This is a genomic window from Streptomyces sp. NBC_01198 (genome assembly GCF_036010485.1).
Lineage (GTDB): Bacteria > Actinomycetota > Actinomycetes > Streptomycetales > Streptomycetaceae > Actinacidiphila.
In genome coordinates this window covers 6,151,172-6,173,139 of record NZ_CP108568.1, presented here as the reverse complement: position 1 = coordinate 6,173,139, position 21,968 = coordinate 6,151,172, and the positions used below count along the sequence as shown (strand labels likewise).

The window sequence follows — 21,968 nt, the reverse complement described above, 5'->3', positions numbered from 1 at the left end:
CGGGTGTTGACCGACGATTCCGGCGCGTGCCCTGGCGGCTCCGCCGGTGCGTTACCGAGTGATGCCCCGTGCGGTGGCGGCTGAAACGGCAGGGAAACACGAGGCTTGGTGACTGTCTGCTTGCTGTGGGGTGCCGGCTCAGCCTGTGGCGGTGCCGATGAGCGCGCCCAGTACAAAAGTAACTCCGCCGGCCGCCGCGCCCAAGGCCAGCTGCCGCAGTCCGCCGAACCACCAGGACCGCGCGGTCACCCGCGCCACCGCGGCCCCGCAGCCGAACAGTCCGGCCAGCGCCAGCAGTACCGCCGGCCACAGCACGTCGGCGCCCAGCAGGTACGGCAGCACCGGCAGCAGGGCGCCCAGCGCGAAGGACACGAAGGACGAGCCCGCCGCGAGCAGCGGCGAGGGCAGGTCGGTCGGGTCGACGCCCAGCTCCTCGCGGGCGTGGATCTCCAGCGCCTGCTCCGGGTCGGCGGACAGCTGCCTGGCCACCTCGTGCGCCAGCCGGGGCTCCACCCCGCGCGCCACGTAGAGCGCGGCCAGCTCGCGCAGCTCGTCCTCGGGGTGCCGGTCCAGCTCGATCCGCTCGATGTCCAGCTCGGCCTGCACCAGCTCGCGCTGCGAGGCCACCGAGGTGTACTCGCCGGCCGCCATGGAGAAGGCGCCGGCGGCCAGTCCCGCGAGGCCGGTGACCACCAGGGTGCGGGAGCTCACGTCGCCGCCGGCCACCCCGGTCATCAGCGCGAGGTTGGAGACCAGGCCGTCCATGGCCCCGAAGACCGCGGGCCGCAGCCACCCGCCGGTCACGTCCCGGTGCACATGGTGGGGGACGTGGTACGGCGTGGCGGCGGCCTTCTCGACGGCGGCGCTTGTCATACGGTTCACCCTCCCCCGCGCGGCCCGGTGGCCGCGTCCTTCGGAAACGGGTTCGACCGTACCTGCGGACGCGAGTGCCCGCCAGCAAGGAAAGGCTGACCTGACCTGCGGAAACTAGGGGGTGACCGGTCCGCCGGCCGGTCCGGCGCCGGCCTTGGACGGCTCGCCGTCGCCCTGCTCGGCGTCCGCGGACGGCTCCGCGGGATCACCGGGCGCCTTCGCCGCGGAGTCGGCCGGGGCGTCCGCCGCGGGCTCGCCCGCCTGGTCAGCCGGTGTCCCGTCGGCGCCGGCCGGGGTGTCCCCGGCCTCGTCGGCGTCCATCGGCGCGTCCCCGGCGGCCACCGGTTCCACGACCGCCTCGCGGCCGGGGCGCAGCCGGGCGGAGAGCACCAGGTAGGTGACGGCCCCGATGAAGACGAGGATCGCTGTCCAGTCGTTGAGACGCATGCCGAGGAACTGGTGCGCGTAGTCGACCCGCATGTGCTCGATCCAGGCCCGGCCCACCGTGTAGGCGGCGACGTAGAGCGCGAAGGCCCGCCCGTGCCCGAGCTTGAAGCGGCGGTCGGCCCAGATCACCAGCAGCGCGACCCCGACGCACCACAGCGACTCGTACAGGAAGGTCGGGTGGTACGTGGCCAGGTCCGGCGTGTTGTCAGGCCGGTGCGCGGCGTCGATCTTCAGGCCCCACGGCAGCGTGGTCGGGCCGCCGTACAGCTCCTGGTTGAACCAGTTGCCCCAGCGGCCGATGGCCTGCGCGAACGCGATGCCCGGCGCGATGGCGTCGGCGTAGGCCGGCAGCGCGATACCGCGACGGCGGCAGCCGATCCAGGCGCCCAGCGCGCCCATGGCGATGGCGCCCCAGATCCCGAGTCCGCCCTGCCACACCTTGAAGGCGTCGACCCAGTCCTTGCCGTCGGTGAAGTACAGCTCGTAATCGGTGATCACGTGGTAGAGCCGGCCACCGACCAGGCCGAACGGCACCGCCCACACGGCGATGTCGGCGACCGTGCCGGCCCGCCCGCCGCGGGCGATCCAGCGCTTGTTGCCGTACCAGACGGCAACGAAGACGCCGATGATGATGCAGAACGCGTAGCCGCGCAGCGGGATCGGTCCGAGATGGATGACGCCGTGCGCGGGGCTGGGGATGAATGCGAGTTCCATGGCAATGTCCGACGCTACCGTGCCGGACGGGTACACGGCAGCCCGCCCGGCTACGTCTGGGTAACGGCCGGGCGCGCAGCGTCGTCCCCCGGGCGGTGCCCGGGGGCGGTCAGGACGGCGTGGCGGTGACCTTCCCCGGCTGCTTGCCCTTGTTCGCGGCGCTGACCATCTGCTGGAGGCTGTCCGGGGTGAGCGCGGGATTCTGCCCGAAGATGCTCTTGCCGTTCAGCAGGATCGTCGGTGTCGCGTTGAAGCCGGAATTGCCGAAGGCGGCGTTGGACTTCTTCACCCAGGAGTCGTGGGTGCCGTTGTTCACACAGGCGGTGAAGGCGGCCGTTTTCAGGCCGGGGACCTTGCCGGCGAGGGTGAGCAGGGTCTTCTTGTCGGAGAATTCGTCGTTCTGCTCGTCGGGCTGGTTGCTGTAGAGGACGTCGTGGTAGGCGCGGAATTTCCCGGCGTCCTGGGCACAGGCGGCGGCATTGCCGGCGTTCAGCGAGCCGCTGCCGCCCAGGTTGCCGTCGATCAGCGTGACCAGGTGGTATTCGGTCCTGATCTGCCCGCTGTCCTCCAGGGTGTGGATCGTCGGGGTGAACTGCTTCTCGAACGCGTCGCACGCCGGGCAGCGGAAGTCCTCGTAGATGGTGAGCGTCGAGGGCGCGTCGGCCGCGCCCACCGGGATCACCAGGTCGTCCTTGCCGGCGGCGCCGGTGGGTGCCGCGGCCGGGGTGCCGGTGGCGCTGCTGTCGGTGCTGTCGTTGTTGTCGGCGACCACCACGCCGATCACGGCGCCCACGGCGAGGACGCCCACCACCGCGCCGGCCACCACCAGCGTCCGCTTGTGCCTGGCCCGGGCCTGCTCCCTGGCACGCTGTTCCTGCAGGGCCTCGCGGGCGCTGCGCTTTCCGTCTCGGTTGCGTTCACTCACGCACAGCGCAACGGTGGGAGGCGGCGCTCAGCGCCTCCCCCCACCGTTTTTCGCTCGCGGGAGTGACAAATCCCGCTCCCACGGGTGAGCGTCAGGCCCGCTTGCGCACGCCTTCGGCCAGTTCGGCGGCCAGCGCGCGCACCCCGGCGAGGCCGGCGGCCTCGTCGTCGCCGGCGTCCAGCATGCGCTTGACGAAGGCCGAACCGACGATCACACCGTCGGCGAAGGCGGCGACCTCGGCGGCCTGCGCGGCGTTGGAGACGCCGAGGCCGACGCAGACCGGCAGCCCGGTGGTGGCCCGGGTGCGCCCGACCAGTCCGGCCGCCTGCTCGCCGACGCTGACCCGGGTGCCGGTGACGCCCATCAGCGAGGCCGCGTAGACGAAGCCGGAGCCGGCCGCGGTGATCCGGGCCAGCCGCTCGTCCCTGCTGGACGGGGCGACGACGAAGACGGTGGCCAGGCCGTGCTCGTCGGCCGCCTTCCGCCACCCCGCGGACTCCTCGACCGGCAGGTCGGGCAGGATGCAGCCGGCGCCGCCCGCCTCGGCCAGCTCGGCGGCGAAGCGCTCGACGCCGTAGCGGTCCACCGGATTCCAGTACGTCATCACCAGCACCGGCTTGCCGGTCGCCGCGTGCGCCTCGCGGACCGTGCGCATCACGTCGGCGATGCGCACACCGTTCTTCAGCGCGATGTCGTCGGCGGTCTGGATGACCGGGCCGTCGAGCACCGGGTCGCTGTGCGGCAGGCCCACCTCGACGATGTCGGCGCCGCCGTCGAAGGCCGCCTTGACCGCCTCGATTCCGCCGTCGACGGTGGGGAAGCCGGCCGGGAGGTAGGCGATGAGGGCGGCGCGGTCCTCGGCTCTCGCCGCCGCGAGCACCTCCTGCAGCAGTGCGATGGTCCCGCTCACTTGGCCGCCCCCTCGGTGTCGTACAGCCCGAAGTAGCGGGCCGCGGTGTCCATGTCCTTGTCGCCGCGTCCTGAGAGGTTCACCAGCAGCAGCGCGTCCGGGCCCAGCTCGCGGCCCAGCTCCAGGGCGCCGGCCAGCGCGTGGGCGCTCTCGATGGCCGGGATGATGCCCTCGGTCCCCGACAGCAGCCGCAACGCCTGCATGGCCGCGTCGTCGGTCACGGCGCGGTATTCGGCCCGGCCGCTGTCCTTGAGGTACGCGTGCTCCGGGCCGACCCCGGGGTAGTCCAGCCCCGCGGAGATCGAGTACGGCTCGGTGATCTGACCCTCGTCGTCCTGCAGGACGTACGAGCGCGAGCCGTGCAGGATGCCCGGGTCGCCCGCGGTCAGGGTGGCCGCGTGCTCGCCGGTCTCCACGCCGTGGCCGGCCGGCTCGCAGCCGACCAGCCGGACGCCGGCGTCCGGCAGGAAGGCGTGGAAGAGGCCCATGGCGTTGGAGCCGCCGCCGACGCAGGCCACGGCGGCGTCGGGCAGCCGCCCGGTGCGCTCCAGCAGCTGCCGGCGCGCCTCGACGCCGATCACCCGGTGGAAGTCGCGCACCATCGCGGGGAAGGGGTGCGGGCCCGCGACGGTGCCGAACAGGTAGTGCGTGCGGTCGACGTTCGCGACCCAGTCGCGGAAGGCCTCGTTGATCGCGTCCTTCAGGGTGCGGCCGCCGGACGTCACCGACACCACCTCGGCGCCCAGCATGCGCATCCGCGCGACGTTCAGGGCCTGGCGCCGGGTGTCGATCTCACCCATGTAGATCGTGCACTCCAGGCCGAACAGCGCGCACGCCGTGGCCGTGGCCACGCCGTGCTGGCCCGCGCCGGTCTCGGCGATGACCCGGGTCTTGCCCATCCGCCGGGTCAGCAGGGCCTGGCCCAGCACGTTGTTGATCTTGTGGGAGCCGGTGTGGTTCAGGTCCTCGCGCTTGAGGAAGACCCGCGCGCCGCCCGCCTCCGCGGCGAACCGCGGCACCTCGGTCAGGGCGCTGGGGCGGCCGGTGTAGTTGGCCATCAGGTCGTTGAGCTCGGCGGCGAAGGCGGGGTCGGCCTTCGCCTTCTCGTACTCGGCGGCGACCTCGTCCACGGCGGCGACCAGCGCCTCCGGGATGAATTTGCCGCCGAACGCGCCGAAGTAGCCCTCGGCGCTGGGGCTGAGACCCTCCGGGTCCGGGAGGAAGAAGTCAGGCTTTTCTGGCATGGGGTGTCCCCTGCTCGGTCATGGGTGAACTCGGCCGGTCGGCTCCGCCGGTGGGCGCATGTGTGCGGCTCGCGCCGGCGGGGGGTGACCTTGTCTGCGGCGGTACGGCCCGTACGGGGATACGGCTGTACGGCTCGTACGGCCTTGCGCGGCCGCGTGGTCCGCTCGCGCGGGATGGGAACGCGGCTCAGCCGCGGGGCCATCGCCTGCCGTTGACCTGGCCGGGCTCGCATCCGATCACGTACCGCACGCGGCGCCCCAGCACGCGGCGCGCGGGGGCGCGGCAGCCGCGCGGGCGGCAACCGGGTCCAAGACGTGATCCCAATGACACGCCCCGCATCCTACTACCCCGGGCCCCGGGCCCGGCCCCCCGCACCCCGCGCCCCGCGCCCCCGAGGGGGTTAGTCGCGGCCCGGGCGGAGGGCCGGGTGGGCGCCGGCGGCGACGAGGTCGGCGACGGCGGTGCGGGGGTCGCGGCCGGTGACCAGGGACTCGCCGACCAGCACGGCGTCGGCGCCGTCGTTCGCGTAGGCGATGAGGTCGTGGGGCCCGCGGACACCGGACTCCGCGATCTTCACGATGTGGTCGGGGATCTCGGGCGCGATGCGCCCGAAGTTCCCCCGGTCGACCTCCAGCGTCTTCAGGTCGCGCGCGTTCACGCCGATGATGCGCGCGCCCGCGTCCACCGCCCGGCCGACCTCCTCCTCGTCGTGGACCTCGACGATCGGGGTGAGCCCGATCGACTCGGCCCGCTCGATGAGCGAGACCAGCGCGGGCTGGTCGAGCGCGGAGACGATCAGCAGCGCGAGGTCGGCGCCGTACGCGCGGGCCTCCCACAGCTGGTAGGCGGTGACGATGAAGTCCTTGCGGAGCACCGGGATGTCGACCTTGGCGCGCACCGCTTCGAGGTCGGCGAGCGAGCCGCCGAAGCGGCGCTGCTCGGTGAGGACGCTGATGACCGCCGCACCGCCGGCCTCGTAGTCCGCGGCCAGGCCCGCGGGATCGGCGATCGCGGCGAGCGCGCCCTTGGACGGGCTGGACCGCTTGACCTCGCAGATGACCTTGACGGCCTCGCCGCGCAGCGCGGCGACCCCGTCCTTGGCGTCCCGCGCCTTGGCGGCGCGCTCCTTGAGGTCGTCGAGGGAGACCCGGGCCTGCCGCTCGGCGAGGTCTGCGCGGACTCCGTCGATGATCTCGTCGAGCACACTCACGCGAGAGCTCCCCTTCCGGCCGGCCGTGCAGTGAAATGTTCGGGTCGGTGGCGGAAACCACCGGCACTGCGATGGTATCGGGCGGCGGCCCGGCACCTCGCATCCGGTGATCGGCGGTCCCACCACCTGGACAATCTTGCCCCGCCCGGCGGGCGGTTCAGGGCGCCAGCACCGCCCCGAACGGCAGGTTCCTGACCACGGTGAAGGCCAGCAGCAGCCCGCAGAGGGCGTAGAGCGCGCGCGGCGGCAGCGCGGGGTCGAAGGCCCTGCCGCGCAGGGTGCGGGTGAACCAGATCGTCCAGACGACGGCGAAGACGGCGTATCCGGCGACGGCGACGGCGTTGCAGCCCAGCGCGGTGCCGAGGTGGCCGTGGGCCAGGGCGTGGGCGCCGCGCAGGCCGCCGCAGCCGGGGCAGTAGACGCCGGTGTAGTACAGCAGCGGGCACGCCGGGTAGTGGCCCGGCTGCCCGGGGTCGACGGCCGCGACGTAGCCGAAGCCCGCGGCGACGGCGCCGAGCACGCCGAGCGGTACGGCGGCCGCGCGCAGCGTGCCCCGCGGGCCTGAGGGGGCCGCCGCGGCCCGGTAGGTGGTCACGGCGACGATTCTGCCCCGGCACGCACGAAGGCGCAGCGGGTCGCTGCGCCAGGTGGCGGGGCTCGGACGGGCCCTGGGTCAGGCGCCGGCGTGCGCGGCGGCTTCCTTCTGCGGCTCCTCGGTGCGGACCGCGGGGGTGGCCACGTGCCCGTCCTCCTTGCGGCCGAGGCCCATCATCTTCATGATGCCGCCGACCAGCGGGCCGAGCAGGATCACGCCGACGCTGGCCCAGAAGGGGCCGGGCTGCGCGGCGACCATGAAGCCGCCGCCGGCGCAGAAGCCGACGAAGGAGATGATCACTCCGGTCCAGGCGGCCGGGGTGTGTCCGTGGTCGTGGTGGGCCGCCATGAATACTCCCTGATGCTCCCGGTGGGAGGCGACCGTCGCCTTCCACGTCGTCATCCATTGTTGCGCGTATCGGAGCAGGACCACGCACGGGGGTCCGGCGCACCGCCGCAGGGCTCCCACCAGCGACTCAGGACGCCTGGGTGGGGTCCTCACCGCGGTCGAGGGCCTTCCACAGATCCTCGGCGCGATCGGGGTCGACGGGCACCGGCCGGCCGGCCGCGGCGGCGGAGGCCGCCGCCCTGGCGCGGACCGGGCGGCGCGTGCCCGGCCGGTCGTAGCGGCTGGACATCGCGGGCCAGGCGGGCCCGTAGCGCAGCGCGAGCAGCCCGGCGACGAGCAGCAGGGCGCCGCCGACGGCGGAGACCAGCGGCCAGGAGGTGGCGGAGGTGTGCTCGGCGGTGGCGTGGGCCAGGCCGACGGCGGTCCCGGCGGCGGAGTCGATCGCCGCGTGGTCGCCGCGCCTGGCCAGCGCCATGACGACGACGCCGAGCCCGCTGAGGGCGAGCAGCGCGGCGACGGCGTAGCGGCCGGCCCGGCGGACGGCGAAGACGGCGACCAGCGAGGCCAGCCCGACCAGCGCGAGCGCGCCGGGCAGCGCGGTGGTGTCGGTGCCGGTGGCGTGCACCGGCAGGTGGGTGTCGCCGAAGGCGGCGGACCCGCGCGACCAGGTCTTGCCCGCGGCCACCAGCACCAGGCTCGCCCCGATCGCCCCGGCGGGCAGCGCGGCGGCCAGCGTCCTGACGCCGCGGCGCCGGGACGCGGCAGCCACCTCGGACGCAGCGGGCGCGCCGGGCGCGGGGGACGGCCCGGCGTCCTGCTCTGCTGCGGGGGCCGGTGCCGGGTGGGGCTGCTGCGGGACGGAGGTCACCTGTCCACTATCCCCTGCCGGTGGCCGGCCGCCTCGACCGGGGGACCCCCGGGGCGTCGCGTAACGGGCGGGAGGCGGCCGTACCGGGCGCGGCGGGACAAGCCGATTCCATGCCTCCCTGATGGTCATGAGCAGGTCATGAAGACGCCAACTCCCGCCAGCGGCAGGTAAAGCGGCGGTATAGCTTCCGGTCCCGCCGGTGACCCGCCTTGTTGACGTGCGCGGGTCACCATACGTTCTCGGCCATCCCCCTGCTCCCCCAATGGACGCAGAGGCATCACGCGTCACACTCCCCCCACAGGAGGCAACACTTGCACACCCCCCGTCCCACCCGCCGCGCCACCAGCCATATGTGGCCGGCCCTCGTCGCGGTCGCCGGACTCGCCGCCACCGGGCTGGTCGCCCTCGCCCCGACCGCCGGCGCGCAGCCGCAGCCGGCCCCCGCGCACCGGCTGACCACGGCACGCTCCTGCGCGGTCAGCACCGCCCCCGACGTGATGGCCTGCAAGGCGCTCAAGGTCACCAGCGGCGCCGACTCCCTTGCGCCCTCGGCGCGTTCCGCGCACCCGGCGGCCATCCCGTCGGGTTACGGACCCGCCGACCTGCGCAGCGCCTACGCCGTACCCGACGCCGGCGGCTCGGACGCCACCGTGGCGATCGTGGACGCCTACGACAATCCGAACGCCGAGGCGGACCTGGCCACGTACCGCACCCAGTACGGCCTGCCGGCCTGCACCACCGGCAACGGCTGCTTCCGCAAGGTCGGCCAGAGCGGCACGTCGGCGCTGCCGGTGCCCGATCCGGGCTGGGCCGAGGAGATATCCCTCGACCTGGACATGGTCAGCGCGGTCTGCCCGGCCTGCCACATCCTGCTGGTCGAGGCGGACTCCTCGGTCATGACCGACCTCGGCGAGTCCGTCAACACCGCGGTGGCGCTGGGCGCCAGGTACGTGTCCAACAGTTACGGCGGCGGCGAGTCCGGCGCGGACACCGGCTACGACAGCCAGTTCTTCGACCACCCCGGCGTGGCCATCACCGTCAGTTCCGGCGACGCCGGCTACGGCGTGGAGTACCCGGCGGGTTCGCGGTACGTGACCGCGGTCGGCGGCACCTCGCTGCGGCAGGACGGCGGTTCGCGCGGCTGGACGGACACCGGGTGGGGCGGGGCGGGCTCCGGCTGCTCGGCCTACGACCCCAAGCCGGCCTGGCAGCAGGACGCCGAATGCGCCGGCCGTACCGTCGCCGACGTCTCCGCGGTCGCCGACCCGGCCACCGGTGTCGCGGTCAACGACACCTACGGCAACGACACCGGCTGGGAGGTCTTCGGCGGCACCAGCGCCTCCGCGCCGATCATCGCCTCGCTCTACGCGCTGGCCGGGACGCCGTCCGAGGGCTCCTATCCGGCCTCGTTCCCCTACGCGCACACCGGCGCCCTGAACGACGTGCTGAGCGGGACGAACGGCGAGTGCGCCGGCTCGTACCTGTGCACGGGCACGGCCGGTTACGACGGCCCGACCGGTCTCGGCACCCCGGACGGCGTGGCCGCCTTCACCGGCTGACCCGCGGGCCGGGGGCGGGGGGCGGGGCGGGCGTGACGGCCGCCCCGCCCCCGCGTGCCCGCGGCCGGTCAGCCGTGCATCACGTTGGCCGTCGCGACCGCCCGCAGCACCGCGGCGGCCTTGTTGCGGCACTCGGCGTCCTCGGCGACCGGGTCGGAGTCCGCGACGATGCCCGCGCCGGCCTGCACGTACGCGACACCGTCGCGCAGCACGGCCGTACGGATCGCGATGGCGGTGTCGGAGTCGCCGGCGAAGTCCAGATAGCCGATGCAGCCGCCGTAGACCCCGCGCCTGGTCGGCTCCAGCTCCTCGATGATCTGCATGGCGCGCGGCTTGGGCGCGCCGGACAGCGTGCCGGCCGGGAAGCACGCGGTCAGCACGTCGAAGGCGGTCCTGCCGGGCGCGACCCGGCCGGTGACGGTGGAGACGATGTGCATCACGTGCGAGTAGCGCTCCACCGACATGAAGTCGACCACCTCGACGCTGCCCGGCTCGCACACCCGGCCCAGGTCGTTGCGCCCCAGGTCGACCAGCATCAGGTGCTCGGCGCGTTCCTTGGGGTCGGCCAGCAGCTCCTCGGCGAGCGCCGCGTCGGCCTGCGGGGTCGCCCCGCGCGGCCTGGTCCCGGCGATCGGGTGCAGCATGGCCCGGCCGTCCTCGACCTTGACCAGCGCCTCGGGGCTGGACCCGACGACGTCGAAGCCGTCGAAGCGCAGCAGGTACATGTACGGCGACGGGTTGGTGGTCCGCAGCACCCGGTAGACGTCCAGCGCGCTGGCGGAGCACTCGGTCTCCAGCCGCTGGGAGGCGACGACCTGGAAGGCGTCGCCGGCGTGGATGCGCTCCTTGATGTCCTCGACGGCGGCCATGAACTGCTCGCCGCCCCAGCTCCAGCTGACGTCGAAGTCCACCGACTCCGGCAGCGCGACGGGCTGCTGCGGTACGTCCCTGGCCAGGTCCGCCTCCATCGCGTCCAGCCGGGCGACCGCGTCGGCGTAGGCCTCGTCGACGCCGGTGTCCTCGTCGTTGTGGTTGATCGCGTTGGCGATCAGCAGCACGGTGCCGTCCCAGTGGTCGAGCACCGCGAGGTCGGAGGTCAGCAGCATGGTCAGTTCCGGCAGCCGCAGCGTGTCCTGCGTGCTGTCGCCGATGCGTTCCAGCCGGCGCACGATGTCGTAGCCGAGGTAGCCGACCATGCCGCCGGTGAAGGGCGGCATGCCCGCGGTCAGGTCGCGCGGGGTGTGCAGCGCCTCGACGGTGGCGCGCAGCGCGGCCAGCGGGTCGCCGTCGACCGGGACGCCGACCGGCGGGGTGCCCCGCCAGTGGGCCTGCCCGTCGACCGCGGTCAGCGCGGCGGCGGAGCGCACGCCGACGAAGGAGTAGCGCGACCAGGACCCGCCGCTCGCACCGCTGTTGGAACTGGTGTCGGCCGACTCCAGCAGGAAGGTGCCGATCCGCTCGTTCGCGAGCTTGCGGTACAGCCCGACCGGCGTGTCGCCGTCCGCGAGGAGCCGGCGGCTGACCGGGATGACGCGGCGGTCGACCGCCAGCTTGCGGAACGTATCGAGGTCCATGGCCGCAGACATTACTGGCCCGCGGCGGGCAGCAGGAGGTCGGAATCGAAGCAGGTGCGGTCGCCGCTGTGGCAGGCCGCGCCGACCTGGTCGACCTTCACCAGCACGGTGTCGCCGTCGCAGTCCAGCGCGACCGACTTCACGTGCTGGACGTGCCCGGAGGTGTCGCCCTTGACCCAGTATTCGCGCCGGCTGCGGCTCCAGTACGTGCAGCGGCCGGTGGTCAGCGTGCGGCGCAGCGCCTCGTCGTCCATCCAGCCCAGCATCAGCACCTCGCCGGTGTCGTACTGCTGGGCGATGGCGGGCACCAGGCCGTCGGGGGTGCGCTTGAGCCGGGCGGCGATGGCGGGATCGAGCGGGGTCGCGGGCATGCGTCCATCATGCCGCCGGACCCGGCGCGGGCGGAAATACGGTGTCCGGGTGCCGGACCGATACGCCGGCGGGCCGCGGCACATCGCCGTGAACCGCGCGAGCGGGTAAGGGGGTTGAGCCGTCATCCACCTGTCGCTGGCTCGTTACCCACCGGCGTCACCCGTATGGGGCATCCTTCCACCATGGGTTTTCCTCCACCGCCGCACGACGGTCCGCCGCAGCCTCCCGGGCAGGGCGGCGGTTTCGGCCCACCGCCGCAGGGCTTCGGGCCGCCGCCCCCGCCGGCGCCGGCGGACGGATTCGGGCCGCCGCCCGCGCCGGCGGACGGCTACGGCCACCCGAGGCAGGGTGGCGGCTACGGGCCGCCCGTGCCGCCGGGACACCCGGTCCCGCCCGGCGGCTACGGCCACCCCGGCGGTCACCCGGGCGGCGGCTGTCCGCCGCGGCCGCCGCAGAAGCACACCGGGCGCAAGGTGTGGATCGCGGTCGGAGCCGTCGTCGTGGTCGCCGCGATCGTCGGCGTCGTCGCCGTGTCCAGTGACGGCGACCGGAGCGAGCCGAGCGCGAAGGACTCCGCCGCGGTGCCGTCGCTCACCGCGCTGCCGGCACTGCCCACGCTGCCGACCGTGCCAATTCCCAGCTTCACGCTGCCCACGGACTTCCCGAGCCTGGACCTGCCGAGCGACTTCCCGTCGGACAGCGCCTCGCCGGATCCGTCCGCCAGCGACGGGGAGGAGATGCCGTACGTGGTCGTCGATCCCGGCAAGTGCTTCAACATGCCGTCGATGACGCCCGGCATCCACACCGTCGAGACCGTGCCGTGCGACTCGGCCCACGACGCCCAGTCGATCGCCGACAAGACGCTGTCCGGGACCTTCACCACCAAGGACCAGATCGAGAAGAAGGCGTTCTCGCTGTGCGAGGCCGACGCCACCAGGCGCGCGCCGGCCGGCGGGGACTACTACTCGTACGTGCTCTTCCCGGAGCTGATCACGTATCAGGTGCAGGGGCGCAGGACCGTGACCTGCGCGCTCACCCTCAACGACGGGTCGAACGGCAGAAAGCTGCACAGCAAGCTCGGCTGAGGGCCGGGCGGGGGAAGCGGACGTGGCGGCCGCGGGTCGTTAACCTGGCGGTATGACGACCCATGCACAGCGTGAACGTCTGCTCCTCGCCGACCTCCTGGAACGCTCGGGGCCCGATGCGCCCACCCTCTGCGAGGGCTGGACCACCCGGGACCTGGCCGCGCACACCGTGGTGCGCGAGCGCCGCGGTGACGCCGCCGCCGGGCTGATCGTCCCGCGCCTCGCGGACCGGCTGGAACGGGTGCGCGGCGAATACGCGCGGCGGCCGTACGAAGAACTGATCCGGCTGATCAGGACCGGGCCGCCGCGGCTGTCGCCCTTCGCGCTCAAGCAGTTGGACGAGGCGTCGAACACGGTGGAGTTCTACGTGCACACCGAGGACGTGCGGCGCGCGCAGCCGGACTGGACGCCGCGGGAGATCGACCCGGTCTTCGGGGACGCGCTCTGGTCGCGGGTGGAGCGGGCCGCGCGCATGCTCGGGCGGCGCAGCACCGTCGGCCTGGTGCTCCGCCGGCCCGACGGCCAGACCGCGGTGCTCCACCGCGGCTCCCCCGTCGTGACGGTCACCGGCGAGCCCGCCGAGCTGACCCTCTTCGCCCTCGGCCGCCAGGCGGCGGCGAATGTGGTGGCTGAAGGGGACAAGGCCGCGGTGGCGGCGGCGTACGAAGCCAGCCTGGGCTTCTGACCCCCACCACCGGGGGCCCGGGGGCTTCCCCCGACCGTGGCTGGGCGCGCCGTTCCTGGCGCCGCTGGGGAACGTGGTGGGTCAGGTGGGGAGTTCGGCGTGGCGGATGGCGGGGAGGAAAGCGGTGAACGCGCCGCCAAGGGCGGCGAGGGCGGCGCTGGTGAGGAAGACGGGGGCTGCCCCGAACGCTCCGACGGCCGTGGCGAAGAGGGGGTAGACCAGGGGCGCCAGGCCGAAGCCCGTGAGGCTCATCACTGACGTGACCCGGCCGAGATAGGCCGGCTCGGTCGCCGTCTGGATGAGCGCGGTGGCCAGGCCGCCGCAGACGCCGCAGATGAGGCCGGACAGGAAGGCCACCGCGACGGCGACCGCCAACTGGTGGGCGACACCGATGAAGCCGATGCCCACGGATCCCACGAGCAGCGTGCCGATCTGCACCGCGCCGGCCCGCCGTATTCGCCCGTGCACGGCCAGCAGCAGCGCGCTGACCGCGGAGCCGACGCCGAACCCGGCGATGATCCAGCCGTATCCCGCGGCGCCCCAGCCGCGCTCGTCGGCGAGCAGCACCATGCCGACGTTGAGCGGGCCGACCAGGCCGAGTTCGCACAGCGCGCCGGACAGGACCAGCGGGCCGACCACCCGGTGGCGGCGGATGTAGGCCAGCCCGTCGCGCAACTCCCGCCCGGCGGGCGCGCGTTCGGCGGGGGGCAGCGACGCGATCCGGGTGCCGATCAGCAGCGGGACGGAGGTGGCGAAGAGCAGGCCGGCCACCGTGAAGGCCGCGGCGCCCCCGCCGAGTCCCATCGCGAGCCCGCCGACCGGCGGCCCCACGACGGTGCCGAGGCGTACCGACAGCGCGCGCAGCCCCTGGAGGCGTACGAGCTGGTCGGGCGTGGTGATCCGGGGCGGCAGCGCGCCGACCGCGGGCATGAACAGCGCGTCGACGACGCCGAAGACCAGGGCGACGGCGACCAGCAGCCACAGCCCTGGTGACGCCAGCGCGAGCGCCGCGGCCGCCGCGAGGATCAGCGCGCAGCGGACGGTGTCGCTGCCGATGACGACCAGGCGCGGGCCGAAGCGGTCGGCGACCACTCCCCCGCCGAGCATCAGGATGGCGCGCGGCACCGCGCCGGCGGCCATCACCAGCCCGACCTGGGCGGGTGGGGCGACCTTGGCGGCAGCGAAGCCGAGGGCGACGAAGTAGACGGAGTCGCCCAGCAGGGACGCGGTGTAGGCGGTGAGCCAGCGCAGGACGTTGCCGTCGCGGTACGCGGGCCTGCCGCCGGCGGGTCGGGCGGTCGCGCTCGCTGTCGTGGTCATGGACCGGCCTTCCTGTGCTCAGGGACGGAAGGGGAAGCCGTACATCTGGACGGCCACGTGCTCGCGGCCCTCGGTGTCGCCCGAGTCCTCCGCGGTCCTGCCGCGGTCGGTCCAGCGCTGCATCAGCTCGACGATCTCGTCGGCCATCTGCTGCAGTTCGTCCGCGGTGAGCAGCGGCATGAACTCGCTGGAGAAGGCGGCGCTGGTCCACTCGCGGGACCACGCGGCCTGCTCGTCCAGATACTGCTGGTAGCGCTCGGCCCTGGTGGCAAGCAGCTGCCTGGTGACCTGCGCGAGGACGGCCGCGCCTTCCGGCCGGTCGTCGAAGTCGGCGTTGCGGAAGGAGAATCCGCGCTCCGCCGAGACCGTCCACCAGCGTTCCCGGCCGTCCGTGCCGTGGCCGGGGTCCTCGACGATGAAGCCGTGCGCGGCCATCTTCCGCAGGTGGTAGCTGACCAGCGAGACCGCCTCGTCGACCTGGTCGGCCAGGTGCGAGGCGGTCGCGGACCGGGCGGTGAACAGCGCGCGGTAGAGCCGGATGCGCAGCGGGTGGGTGAAGACCTTGAGTGCGTCGAGGTCGGTGATGCGCTGGGAGCGGTCCTTGTCGGTCACATCGTCCAGGCTAGATGTGCAACTAAATTTGCGCAACTAGATTTGTGCAAACTTTCTTTCTCACCTGATCGCCCTCTTCCGCCGCCGCCGCACTGGCAGGATGACCCGCATGTCCCTTGACGGCACCCGTGCGCACCTCACCGGCTCCGGTGATCTGCCGCCGCTGGTGGAACGCGCCGCCCTGACCGCGACCCGGCTCGACTTCCCCTACTCCTGCCGCCCTGAGCAGGGTCGGCTGCTGTACGCGCTGGCCGCCGGCGCGGAACGTATCGGCGAGACCGGCACCGGCTGCGGGGTGGGGCTGGCCTGGCTGGTCTCCGGCATGCGCGGCGGGGCCACGGCGGTGAGCGTCGAGACGGACGCCGACCGTGCCGCGGTCGCGGCCGGGCTCTTCGGCGCGCTCGCCCCCTCGGTCACCGTGCGGCACGCCGACTGGACGGCCATCGCCGAGGACGGCCCCTTCGACCTGCTCGTCCTCGACGGCGGCGGCCAGGGCAAGGGGGACGGGCGCCCGGCCGACCCGGTCGCCCTGCTCCGGCCGGGCGGGGTGCTGGTCATCGACGACTTCACCCCGTCGCAGGGGCGGCCCCCCGTCCACGGCGGGCGGCCGGACACCGCACGGCTGCACTGGCTCGACCACCCGGCGCTGCGCGCGGTGGAGGTCCCGCTGGCCCCGGACCTCGCGGTGCTGCTGTGCACCAGGTCCGGCTGACCGCTCAGCGCACGGGGTGCCCGGCGGAGCGCAGCGCCGACTTGACCTGGGGGATGCGGAGGTCGCCGAAGTGGAAGACGGACGCCGCGAGCACCGCGTCCGCCCCGGCGGCGACCGCCGGTGCGAAGTCGTCGAGCCGCCCGGCGCCGCCGGAGGCGACGACCGGCACCGACACCCGCGAGCGGACGGCGGCGATCATCTCCGTGTCGTAGCCGTCCTTCGTGCCGTCCGCGTCCATGGAGTTGAGCAGGATCTCCCCGGCGCCGAGCTCCGCCGCCCGCTCGGCCCACTCGACGGCGTCGATCCCGGTGCCGCGCCGGCCGCCGTGCGTCGTGACCTCGAACCCCTTGCCGGAGGCCGCCCGCCGCGCGTCCACGGACAGCACGAGCACCTGCCGCCCGAAGCGCTCGGCGATCTCGCGGATCAGCTCCGGGCGGGCGATGGCCGCGGTGTTGACGCCGACCTTGTCGGCGCCGGCCCGCAGCAGCCTGTCGACATCGTCGGCGCTGCGCACCCCGCCGCCTACGGTCAGCGGGATGAAGACCTGCTCTGCGGTGCGGCGGACCACGTCGTAGGTGGTCTCCCGGTCGCCGGAGGACGCGGTGATGTCAAGGAAGGTCAGCTCGTCGGCGCCCTCGGCGTCGTAGAGCCTGGCCATCTCGACCGGGTCGCCCGCGTCCCGCAGGTTCTGGAAGTTGACGCCCTTGACGACCCGTCCCGCGTCCACGTCGAGGCAGGGGATGACGCGCACCGCGAGGGTCATGGGGTGTCTCCTCCGACTTCCCGGAAAGCTTCGATCTCGACCTCCACCAGCACCCGGGAGTCCATGAAGCCGGCCACCACGACCATCGTCATCGCCGGGCGGACGGCGCCGAACAGCTCGCGGTGGGCGCGGCCCACGTCGTCGGCGTCCCTGGCGTGGCTCATGTACATGCGGGTGCGGATGACGCTGTCCGGTCCCAGGCCGAACGGCTCCAGGGCGGCCAGCGCGTTGCCGAACGCCAGCAGCGCCTGCTCGTACGGGCTGCCCTCGCCGCGTACTTCACCGTCGACCAGCGGCATGGTGCCGGAGACCAGCACCATGTCCCCCGCGGCGACGGCCCGGGCGAAGCCGATGGTCTCCTCCAGCGGGCTCTCGGACTGATCGCGCCGTACTGCGGGGGTTGTGGTCATCGTGACACTGCCTCCAAGGCCTCTTCGAGGGTGAACGCCTTCGCGTAGAGCGCCTTGCCGACGATCGCGCCCTCCACACCCTGCGGAACAAGAGACGCGATCGCGCGCAGATCGTCAAGGCTGGAGACACCGCCGGACGCCACGACCGGGCGGTCGGTGGCGGCGCACACGCTCGACAGCAGCTCCAGGTTGGGTCCCTGCAAGGTGCCGTCCTTGGCGATGTCGGTGACGACGTAACGGGCGCAGCCTTCCGAGTCCAGCCGTGCCAGCGTCTTGTAGAGGTCGCCGCCGTCCCGGGTCCAGCCGCGGCCGCGCAGGGTGGTGCCGCGCACGTCCAGGCCGACCGCGATCCGGTCGCCGTGCCGGGCGATGACCTTGGCCACCCACTCCGGGGTCTCCAGCGCGGCCGTGCCGAGGTTGACCCGCGTGCAGCCGGTGTCCAGGGCCGCGGCGAGCGTGTCGTCGTCGCGGATGCCGCCGGACAGCTCGACCTTGATGTCCATGGTGCGGGCCACCTCGGCGATCCGCGCCCGGTTGTCGCCGGTGCCGAAGGCGGCGTCGAGGTCCACCAGATGCAGCCACTCGGCGCCCGCGCCCTGCCAGGCGAGCGCCGCGGCGAGCGGGTCGCCGTACGAGGTCTCCGAGCCGGACTCGCCGTGCACGAGGCGGACGGCCTGGCCGTCCCTGACGTCGACGGCGGGAAGCAGTTCGAGCTTGGTCATCGGATCGCGTTCCTCGCGGGTGGGTTCGGTGGGTCTAGAGGGTGTCGAGCCAGTTGGCGAGCAGCAGGGCGCCGGCCTCGCCGGACTTCTCCGGGTGGAACTGGGTGGCCCACAGCGGCCCGTTCTCCACCGCGGCGACGAACGGCTCGCCGTGGGTGGTCCAGCTGACCTTCGGGCTGCTCATGCGTTCGCTCTGCGACTCCAGGTCCCAGCTGTGGACGGCGTAGGAGTGCACGAAGTAGAAGCGGGCGTCCTCGTCCACGCCCGCGAACAGCCGGGAGTCCTCGGCGGCCTCGACGGTGTTCCAGCCCATGTGCGGCACGACGGGGGCCTTGAGCGGCCCCACCGTGCCGGGCCACTCCTCCAGGCCCTCGGTCTCGACACCGTGCTCGATGCCGCGGGCGAAGAGGATCTGCATGCCGACGCAGATGCCGAGCACCGGCCGGCCGCCCGCGAGCCGGCGCCCGACGATCCAGTCGCCGCGCACGCCCTTGAGGCCGGCCATGCACGCCTCGAACGCGCCGACGCCGGGCACCAGCAGGCCGTCGGCCCGCATCGCCCGGTCGAAGTCAGCCGTGATCTCGACGTCGGCGCCGGCGTGCGCGAGGGCCCGCTCGGCCGATCGGACGTTGCCGAATCCGTAGTCGAGGACGACGACGCTCTTGCTCATCCCGGCTCCCTAGAGCTGCAGCAGACCGGTGACCAGGGCCATCACCGATCCGATGGCCAGCAGCGCGATCAGGCTCTTGGAGTGCTTCTGCTGCCAGAAGGAGTAGACGCCTCCGGCGAGGAAGAGCCCCAAGAGGATGAAGAGGGTCGATCCCTTGCTCACAGTGCGCCCTTCGTAGACGGCAGGATTCCCGCGGCGCGCGGGTCGCGCTCGCTGGCGTAACGCAGCGCCCTGGCAAGGGCCTTGAACTGGCACTCCACGATGTGGTGCGCGTTGCGCCCGTACGGCACGTGGACGTGCAGGGCGATCTGGGCCTGGGCGACGAAGGACTCCAGGATATGCCGGGTCATCGTGGTGTCGTACGAGCCGATCATCGGCGCCATCTGCTCCGGCTCGGTGTGCACCAGATACGGGCGGCCGGAGAGGTCCACGGTGACCTGGGCGAGCGATTCGTCCAGCGGGACCGTGCAGTTGCCGAAGCGGTAGATGCCGACCTTGTCACCGAGCGCCTGCTTGAAGGCGGCGCCCAGCGCGAGGGCGGTGTCCTCGATGGTGTGGTGGGTGTCGATGTGCAGGTCGCCCTCGGTCTTCACCGACAGGTCGAACAGCCCGTGCCTGCCCAGCTGGTCCAGCATGTGGTCGTAGAAGCCGACGCCGGTGGACACGGACACCTGCCCGGCGCCGTCGAGGTCGATCTCGACGACCACCGAGGTCTCCTTGGTGGTGCGCTCGACGCGGCCCACGCGGGTCATACCTGCTCCTCCGTAGTGCTGTGCTCCTTGAAGACCGCTCGCGCCGCGTCCAGGAACGCGTCGTTCTCGGCGGGGGTGCCGACCGAGACCCGCAGCCAGCCGGGCACACCGTTGTCCCGTACCAGCACGCCGTGCGCGAGCACCGCCTCCCAGGCGGTGTGGCTGTCGGCGAACCGGCCGAACTGCACGAAGTTGGCGTCCGAGTCGACCACCTGGTAGCCGGTGGCACGCAGCTCCCGGACCAGCCGGTCGCGTTCCGCCTTCAACTGCTGGACGTAGCCGAGCAGCGTGTCGGTGTACTCCAGCGCGGCCAGCGCGGTCGCCTGGGTGACGGCGGACAGGTGGTAGGGCAGCCTGACGATCTGCACGGCGTCGACCACCGCGGGGTCGGCGGCCAGATAGCCGAGCCGCAGCCCGGCCGCGCCGAAGGCCTTGGACATCGTGCGGGTCAGCACCAGACGGGGCCGGCCCTCGATCAGCGGCAGCAGCGACGGCCGGTGCGAGAACTCGCCGTAGGCCTCGTCCACCACGACCAGCGACGGCCGGGCGGCCTGCGCGGCCTCGTAGAGCGCCACGACGGTGGCGGCGTCCACCGCGGTGCCGGTCGGGTTGTTGGGCGAGCAGATGAACACCACCTCGGGGCGGCGCTCGGCGATCTCCCGCACGGCGGCGGCCACGTCGATGGTGAAGTCGGTGGCCCGCGGCCCGGAGATCCAGCCGGTGCCGGTGCCGCGGGAGATGAGCGCGTGCATCGAATACGACGGCTCGAAGCCCATCGCGCTGCGGCCGGGGCCGCCGAAGGTCTGCAGCAGCTGCTGGATGACCTCGTTGGAGCCGTTCGCCGCCCACACCTGGGCCAGGCCGACCGGGTGGCCGGCTGTCCTGGTCAGATACGCCGCGAGCGCGGTGCGCAGCTCGACCGCGTCCCGGTCCGGGTAGCGGTTCAGGCCCCGGGCCGCCTCGGCGACCCGCTCGGCGATCCTGGCCACCAGGGCGTCGGGCAGCGGGTACGGGTTCTCGTTGGTGTTCAGCCGCACCGCGACATCGAGCTGCGGGGCCCCGTAGGGGGACTGGCCGCGCAACTCGTCACGGATGGGCAGGTCCTCGACGCCCGTCACGCGAGGTCACCGCCGAACCGCACGCGTACGGCCTCCCCGTGCGCCGGCAGGTCCTCGGCGTCGGCCAGCGTCACCACGTGGGCGGCGACGTCGGCCAGGGCGTCGCGCGAGTAGTCCACGACGTGGATGCCGCGCAGGAAGGACTGCACCGACAGGCCCGAGGAGTGGCAGGCGCAGCCGCCGGTGGGCAGCACGTGGTTGGACCCGGCGCAGTAGTCGCCGAGCGAGACCGGGGCGTGCGGGCCGACGAAGACCGCCCCCGCGTTCCGCACCCGGGCGGCGACCGCGGCGGCGTCCCTGGTCTGGATCTCCAGGTGCTCGGCGGCGTAGGCGTCCACCACGGCCAGACCCTGGTCGAGGGTGTCGACGAGCACGGTCGCGGACTGCCGTCCTGACAGTGCGGCGGTGATCCGCTCGCGGTGCCGGGCGGCGGGGACCTGGACGTCCAGCTCCTTGCCGACCGCGTCGGCCAGCTCGGGCGAGGTCGTGACCAGCACCGCGGCGGCCAGCGGGTCGTGCTCGGCCTGGCTGATCAGGTCGGCGGCGACGAAGGCGGGGTCCGCGGCGTCGTCGGCGAGGATCGCGATCTCGGTGGGCCCCGCCTCGGCGTCGATGCCGATCCGGCCCTTGAGCAGCCGCTTGGCGGCGGCGACGTAGATGTTGCCGGGCCCGGTGACCAGGGTGACCGGGCGGCAGTCCTCGGTGCCGTAGGCGAACATCGCGACCGCCTGGGCGCCGCCCGCGGCGTAGACCTCGGTGACGCCGAGCAGGGCGCACGCGGCCAGGATGGCGGGGTGCGGCAGGCCGCCGAAGTCCTTCTGCGCGGGCGAGGCCACCGCGATGCCCTCGACGCCGGCCTCCTGGGCGGGCACCACGTTCATCACCACGGACGACGGGTAGACCGCGAGGCCGCCCGGCACGTACAGCCCGACCCGCTCGACCGGCACCCAGCGCTCGGTGACCGTGCCGCCCGGCACCACCTGGGTGGTGACATCGGTGCGGCGCTGCTCGCGGTGCACGATCCTGGCCCGCCGTACCGACTCCTCCAGCGCGGCCCTGACCGCGGGGTCGAGCTCGGCGAGCGCGGACGCCAGCGCCTGCTCGGGGACCCGCAGCGAGGCGGGGCGCACCCCGTCGAACCGCTCCCCGTGATCGAGCACCGCCACCGAGCCCCGATGCCGGACGTCCTCGCAGATCGGCCGCACCGTCTCCAGGGCGGCCTCCACGTCGAAGTCGGCACGGGGCAGCAGGTCGCGGTCGATCCCGCCCTCGGGGAAGGCGGCACCGCGCAGATCGATTCGGGAGATCACGCTGCCAAGTGTAGAGACCCGGGCATGCGGGACGTTCCAAGGTTCCACTCCGTGATACGCCGCCGTCGCACCGACCCGCTACGGTGTGCGGCGCGACGACGGGGAGGGGAATCGGGTGGCAGCGACGGCCGGCGGGACACCGCCACGGGACTGGACACCGGTCGAGCGG

Annotated in this window: 26 protein-coding genes; 4 read left to right on the top strand and 22 right to left on the bottom strand. The window is 73.4% G+C overall.

The window, feature by feature from the left end; translation table 11 throughout:
- Nucleotides 1-138: 138 nt before the first annotated feature.
- The 10 genes from OG702_RS27505 to OG702_RS27465 form a co-directional block, all read right to left on the bottom strand.
- Nucleotides 139-873: a VIT1/CCC1 transporter family protein gene (locus tag OG702_RS27505; protein WP_327291629.1), complete on the bottom strand. Its 735-nt coding sequence runs from the start codon at nucleotides 871-873 to the stop codon at nucleotides 139-141.
- 114 nt (nucleotides 874-987) lie between these two features.
- Nucleotides 988-2,034: a prolipoprotein diacylglyceryl transferase gene (lgt, locus tag OG702_RS27500; RefSeq protein WP_327291628.1), complete on the bottom strand. Its 1,047-nt coding sequence runs from the start codon at nucleotides 2,032-2,034 to the stop codon at nucleotides 988-990.
- 109 nt (nucleotides 2,035-2,143) lie between these two features.
- A complete protein-coding gene (locus OG702_RS27495) occupies nucleotides 2,144-2,959 on the bottom strand; it encodes a DsbA family protein (RefSeq protein WP_327291627.1) in 816 nt (271 codons plus the stop codon).
- A gap of 91 nt (nucleotides 2,960-3,050) precedes the next feature.
- Nucleotides 3,051-3,869 (bottom strand): tryptophan synthase subunit alpha, encoded by an 819-nt coding sequence (gene trpA, locus OG702_RS27490; RefSeq protein WP_327291626.1) that lies wholly within the window; start codon nucleotides 3,867-3,869, stop codon nucleotides 3,051-3,053.
- The gene (gene trpB, locus OG702_RS27485) at nucleotides 3,866-5,113 is read right to left on the bottom strand and encodes a tryptophan synthase subunit beta (protein ID WP_327291625.1); all 1,248 of its coding nucleotides are present in this window, start codon (nucleotides 5,111-5,113) and stop codon (nucleotides 3,866-3,868) included. The genes trpA and trpB overlap by 4 nt, the downstream gene beginning before the upstream one ends.
- Nucleotides 5,114-5,300: 187 nt before the next feature.
- A complete protein-coding gene (trpM, locus tag OG702_RS35560; protein ID WP_442814561.1) occupies nucleotides 5,301-5,453 on the bottom strand; it encodes a tryptophan biosynthesis modulator TrpM in 153 nt (50 codons plus the stop codon).
- A 61-nt stretch (nucleotides 5,454-5,514) separates the two neighbouring features.
- Nucleotides 5,515-6,324 carry an indole-3-glycerol phosphate synthase TrpC gene (trpC, locus tag OG702_RS27480; protein WP_327291624.1) on the bottom strand — a complete coding sequence of 270 codons (810 nt, stop codon included), beginning with the start codon at nucleotides 6,322-6,324 and terminating at the stop codon, nucleotides 5,515-5,517.
- 157 nt (nucleotides 6,325-6,481) lie between these two features.
- Nucleotides 6,482-6,919, bottom strand: a complete 438-nt coding sequence (locus OG702_RS27475; protein ID WP_327291623.1) for a DUF2752 domain-containing protein — start codon at nucleotides 6,917-6,919, stop codon at nucleotides 6,482-6,484.
- 78 nt (nucleotides 6,920-6,997) lie between these two features.
- On the bottom strand, nucleotides 6,998-7,267 hold the full coding sequence (locus OG702_RS27470; RefSeq protein WP_327291622.1) for an HGxxPAAW family protein: 270 nt from the start codon (nucleotides 7,265-7,267) through the stop codon (nucleotides 6,998-7,000).
- 127 nt (nucleotides 7,268-7,394) lie between these two features.
- Nucleotides 7,395-8,135, bottom strand: a complete 741-nt coding sequence (locus OG702_RS27465; RefSeq protein WP_442814560.1) for a TIGR02234 family membrane protein — start codon at nucleotides 8,133-8,135, stop codon at nucleotides 7,395-7,397.
- A 350-nt stretch (nucleotides 8,136-8,485) separates the two neighbouring features.
- Here OG702_RS27465 and OG702_RS27460 point away from each other — a divergent pair, with 350 nt between their 5' ends.
- On the top strand, nucleotides 8,486-9,694 hold the full coding sequence (locus tag OG702_RS27460; RefSeq protein WP_327293394.1) for a S53 family peptidase: 1,209 nt from the start codon (nucleotides 8,486-8,488) through the stop codon (nucleotides 9,692-9,694).
- A gap of 68 nt (nucleotides 9,695-9,762) precedes the next feature.
- Here the strand turns inward: OG702_RS27460 and OG702_RS27455 are convergent, their stop codons facing one another.
- A complete protein-coding gene (locus tag OG702_RS27455) occupies nucleotides 9,763-11,268 on the bottom strand; it encodes an anthranilate synthase component I (protein ID WP_327291621.1) in 1,506 nt (501 codons plus the stop codon).
- Nucleotides 11,269-11,279: 11 nt separating this feature from the next.
- Nucleotides 11,280-11,639, bottom strand: a complete 360-nt coding sequence (gene hisI, locus OG702_RS27450; protein ID WP_327291620.1) for a phosphoribosyl-AMP cyclohydrolase — start codon at nucleotides 11,637-11,639, stop codon at nucleotides 11,280-11,282.
- Between the two features lie 183 nt (nucleotides 11,640-11,822).
- Here hisI and OG702_RS27445 point away from each other — a divergent pair, with 183 nt between their 5' ends.
- Together OG702_RS27445 and OG702_RS27440 are read left to right on the top strand one after the other, a co-directional pair.
- A complete protein-coding gene (locus OG702_RS27445; RefSeq protein WP_327291619.1) occupies nucleotides 11,823-12,725 on the top strand; it encodes a hypothetical protein in 903 nt (300 codons plus the stop codon).
- A gap of 52 nt (nucleotides 12,726-12,777) precedes the next feature.
- A complete protein-coding gene (locus OG702_RS27440) occupies nucleotides 12,778-13,410 on the top strand; it encodes a TIGR03085 family metal-binding protein (RefSeq protein WP_327291618.1) in 633 nt (210 codons plus the stop codon).
- 81 nt (nucleotides 13,411-13,491) lie between these two features.
- On the opposite strand, the gene OG702_RS27435 is transcribed toward OG702_RS27440, so the two are convergent.
- Both OG702_RS27435 and OG702_RS27430 read right to left on the bottom strand, forming a co-directional pair.
- Nucleotides 13,492-14,730 carry an MFS transporter gene (locus OG702_RS27435; RefSeq protein ID WP_327291617.1) on the bottom strand — a complete coding sequence of 413 codons (1,239 nt, stop codon included), beginning with the start codon at nucleotides 14,728-14,730 and terminating at the stop codon, nucleotides 13,492-13,494.
- 18 nt (nucleotides 14,731-14,748) lie between these two features.
- Nucleotides 14,749-15,342 carry a helix-turn-helix domain-containing protein gene (locus tag OG702_RS27430; protein WP_327291616.1) on the bottom strand — a complete coding sequence of 198 codons (594 nt, stop codon included), beginning with the start codon at nucleotides 15,340-15,342 and terminating at the stop codon, nucleotides 14,749-14,751.
- A 109-nt stretch (nucleotides 15,343-15,451) separates the two neighbouring features.
- Here OG702_RS27430 and OG702_RS27425 point away from each other — a divergent pair, with 109 nt between their 5' ends.
- Nucleotides 15,452-16,054 carry an O-methyltransferase gene (locus OG702_RS27425; RefSeq protein WP_327291615.1) on the top strand — a complete coding sequence of 201 codons (603 nt, stop codon included), beginning with the start codon at nucleotides 15,452-15,454 and terminating at the stop codon, nucleotides 16,052-16,054.
- A gap of 4 nt (nucleotides 16,055-16,058) precedes the next feature.
- Here OG702_RS27425 and hisF read toward each other — a convergent pair whose 3' ends face one another.
- From hisF to hisD, 8 genes are read right to left on the bottom strand one after another with little or no spacing between them, the layout of a single operon-like run.
- The gene (gene hisF, locus OG702_RS27420; RefSeq protein WP_327291614.1) at nucleotides 16,059-16,817 is read right to left on the bottom strand and encodes an imidazole glycerol phosphate synthase subunit HisF; all 759 of its coding nucleotides are present in this window, start codon (nucleotides 16,815-16,817) and stop codon (nucleotides 16,059-16,061) included.
- A complete protein-coding gene (locus tag OG702_RS27415) occupies nucleotides 16,814-17,227 on the bottom strand; it encodes a Rid family hydrolase (protein ID WP_327291613.1) in 414 nt (137 codons plus the stop codon). The genes hisF and OG702_RS27415 overlap by 4 nt, the downstream gene beginning before the upstream one ends.
- On the bottom strand, nucleotides 17,224-17,949 hold the full coding sequence (gene priA / locus OG702_RS27410) for a bifunctional 1-(5-phosphoribosyl)-5-((5-phosphoribosylamino)methylideneamino)imidazole-4-carboxamide isomerase/phosphoribosylanthranilate isomerase PriA (RefSeq protein WP_327291612.1): 726 nt from the start codon (nucleotides 17,947-17,949) through the stop codon (nucleotides 17,224-17,226). The genes OG702_RS27415 and priA overlap by 4 nt, the downstream gene beginning before the upstream one ends.
- A gap of 34 nt (nucleotides 17,950-17,983) precedes the next feature.
- The gene (gene hisH / locus OG702_RS27405) at nucleotides 17,984-18,619 is read right to left on the bottom strand and encodes an imidazole glycerol phosphate synthase subunit HisH (protein WP_327291611.1); all 636 of its coding nucleotides are present in this window, start codon (nucleotides 18,617-18,619) and stop codon (nucleotides 17,984-17,986) included.
- Nucleotides 18,620-18,628: 9 nt separating this feature from the next.
- Entirely contained in the window at nucleotides 18,629-18,781 is a 153-nt protein-coding gene (locus tag OG702_RS27400) for a hypothetical protein (RefSeq protein WP_327291610.1), read from the bottom strand.
- Nucleotides 18,778-19,371, bottom strand: coding sequence for an imidazoleglycerol-phosphate dehydratase HisB (gene hisB / locus OG702_RS27395; protein ID WP_327291609.1), 594 nt, complete (start codon nucleotides 19,369-19,371; stop codon nucleotides 18,778-18,780). Before hisB ends, OG702_RS27400 begins: the two co-directional genes overlap by 4 nt.
- Nucleotides 19,368-20,489 carry a histidinol-phosphate transaminase gene (locus OG702_RS27390; RefSeq protein ID WP_327291608.1) on the bottom strand — a complete coding sequence of 374 codons (1,122 nt, stop codon included), beginning with the start codon at nucleotides 20,487-20,489 and terminating at the stop codon, nucleotides 19,368-19,370. Before OG702_RS27390 ends, hisB begins: the two co-directional genes overlap by 4 nt.
- A complete protein-coding gene (hisD, locus tag OG702_RS27385) occupies nucleotides 20,486-21,799 on the bottom strand; it encodes a histidinol dehydrogenase (RefSeq protein ID WP_327291607.1) in 1,314 nt (437 codons plus the stop codon). The genes OG702_RS27390 and hisD overlap by 4 nt, the downstream gene beginning before the upstream one ends.
- Nucleotides 21,800-21,968: the final 169 nt, after the last annotated feature.

What these genes read in the sequence shown, in the direction of transcription:
- OG702_RS27505 (WP_327291629.1), bottom strand. Translation starts at nt 873, where the DNA reads ATGACAAGCGCCGCCGTCGAGAAGGCCGCCGCCACGCCGTACCACGTC.
- OG702_RS27435 (WP_327291617.1), bottom strand. Translation starts at nt 14,730, where the DNA reads ATGACCACGACAGCGAGCGCGACCGCCCGACCCGCCGGCGGCAGGCCC.
- lgt (WP_327291628.1), bottom strand. Translation starts at nt 2,034, where the DNA reads ATGGAACTCGCATTCATCCCCAGCCCCGCGCACGGCGTCATCCATCTC.
- OG702_RS27470 (WP_327291622.1), bottom strand. Translation starts at nt 7,267, where the DNA reads ATGGCGGCCCACCACGACCACGGACACACCCCGGCCGCCTGGACCGGA.
- OG702_RS27425 (WP_327291615.1), top strand. Translation starts at nt 15,452, where the DNA reads ATGTCCCTTGACGGCACCCGTGCGCACCTCACCGGCTCCGGTGATCTG.
- OG702_RS27455 (WP_327291621.1), bottom strand. Translation starts at nt 11,268, where the DNA reads ATGGACCTCGATACGTTCCGCAAGCTGGCGGTCGACCGCCGCGTCATC.
- hisB (WP_327291609.1), bottom strand. Translation starts at nt 19,371, where the DNA reads ATGACCCGCGTGGGCCGCGTCGAGCGCACCACCAAGGAGACCTCGGTG.
- trpM (WP_442814561.1), bottom strand. Translation starts at nt 5,453, where the DNA reads ATGCGGGGCGTGTCATTGGGATCACGTCTTGGACCCGGTTGCCGCCCG.
- OG702_RS27460 (WP_327293394.1), top strand. Translation starts at nt 8,486, where the DNA reads ATGTGGCCGGCCCTCGTCGCGGTCGCCGGACTCGCCGCCACCGGGCTG.
- trpB (WP_327291625.1), bottom strand. Translation starts at nt 5,113, where the DNA reads ATGCCAGAAAAGCCTGACTTCTTCCTCCCGGACCCGGAGGGTCTCAGC.
- OG702_RS27415 (WP_327291613.1), bottom strand. Translation starts at nt 17,227, where the DNA reads ATGACCACAACCCCCGCAGTACGGCGCGATCAGTCCGAGAGCCCGCTG.
- hisI (WP_327291620.1), bottom strand. Translation starts at nt 11,639, where the DNA reads ATGCCCGCGACCCCGCTCGATCCCGCCATCGCCGCCCGGCTCAAGCGC.
- hisH (WP_327291611.1), bottom strand. Translation starts at nt 18,619, where the DNA reads ATGAGCAAGAGCGTCGTCGTCCTCGACTACGGATTCGGCAACGTCCGA.
- OG702_RS27445 (WP_327291619.1), top strand. Translation starts at nt 11,823, where the DNA reads ATGGGTTTTCCTCCACCGCCGCACGACGGTCCGCCGCAGCCTCCCGGG.
- OG702_RS27440 (WP_327291618.1), top strand. Translation starts at nt 12,778, where the DNA reads ATGACGACCCATGCACAGCGTGAACGTCTGCTCCTCGCCGACCTCCTG.
- priA (WP_327291612.1), bottom strand. Translation starts at nt 17,949, where the DNA reads ATGACCAAGCTCGAACTGCTTCCCGCCGTCGACGTCAGGGACGGCCAG.
- hisF (WP_327291614.1), bottom strand. Translation starts at nt 16,817, where the DNA reads ATGACCCTCGCGGTGCGCGTCATCCCCTGCCTCGACGTGGACGCGGGA.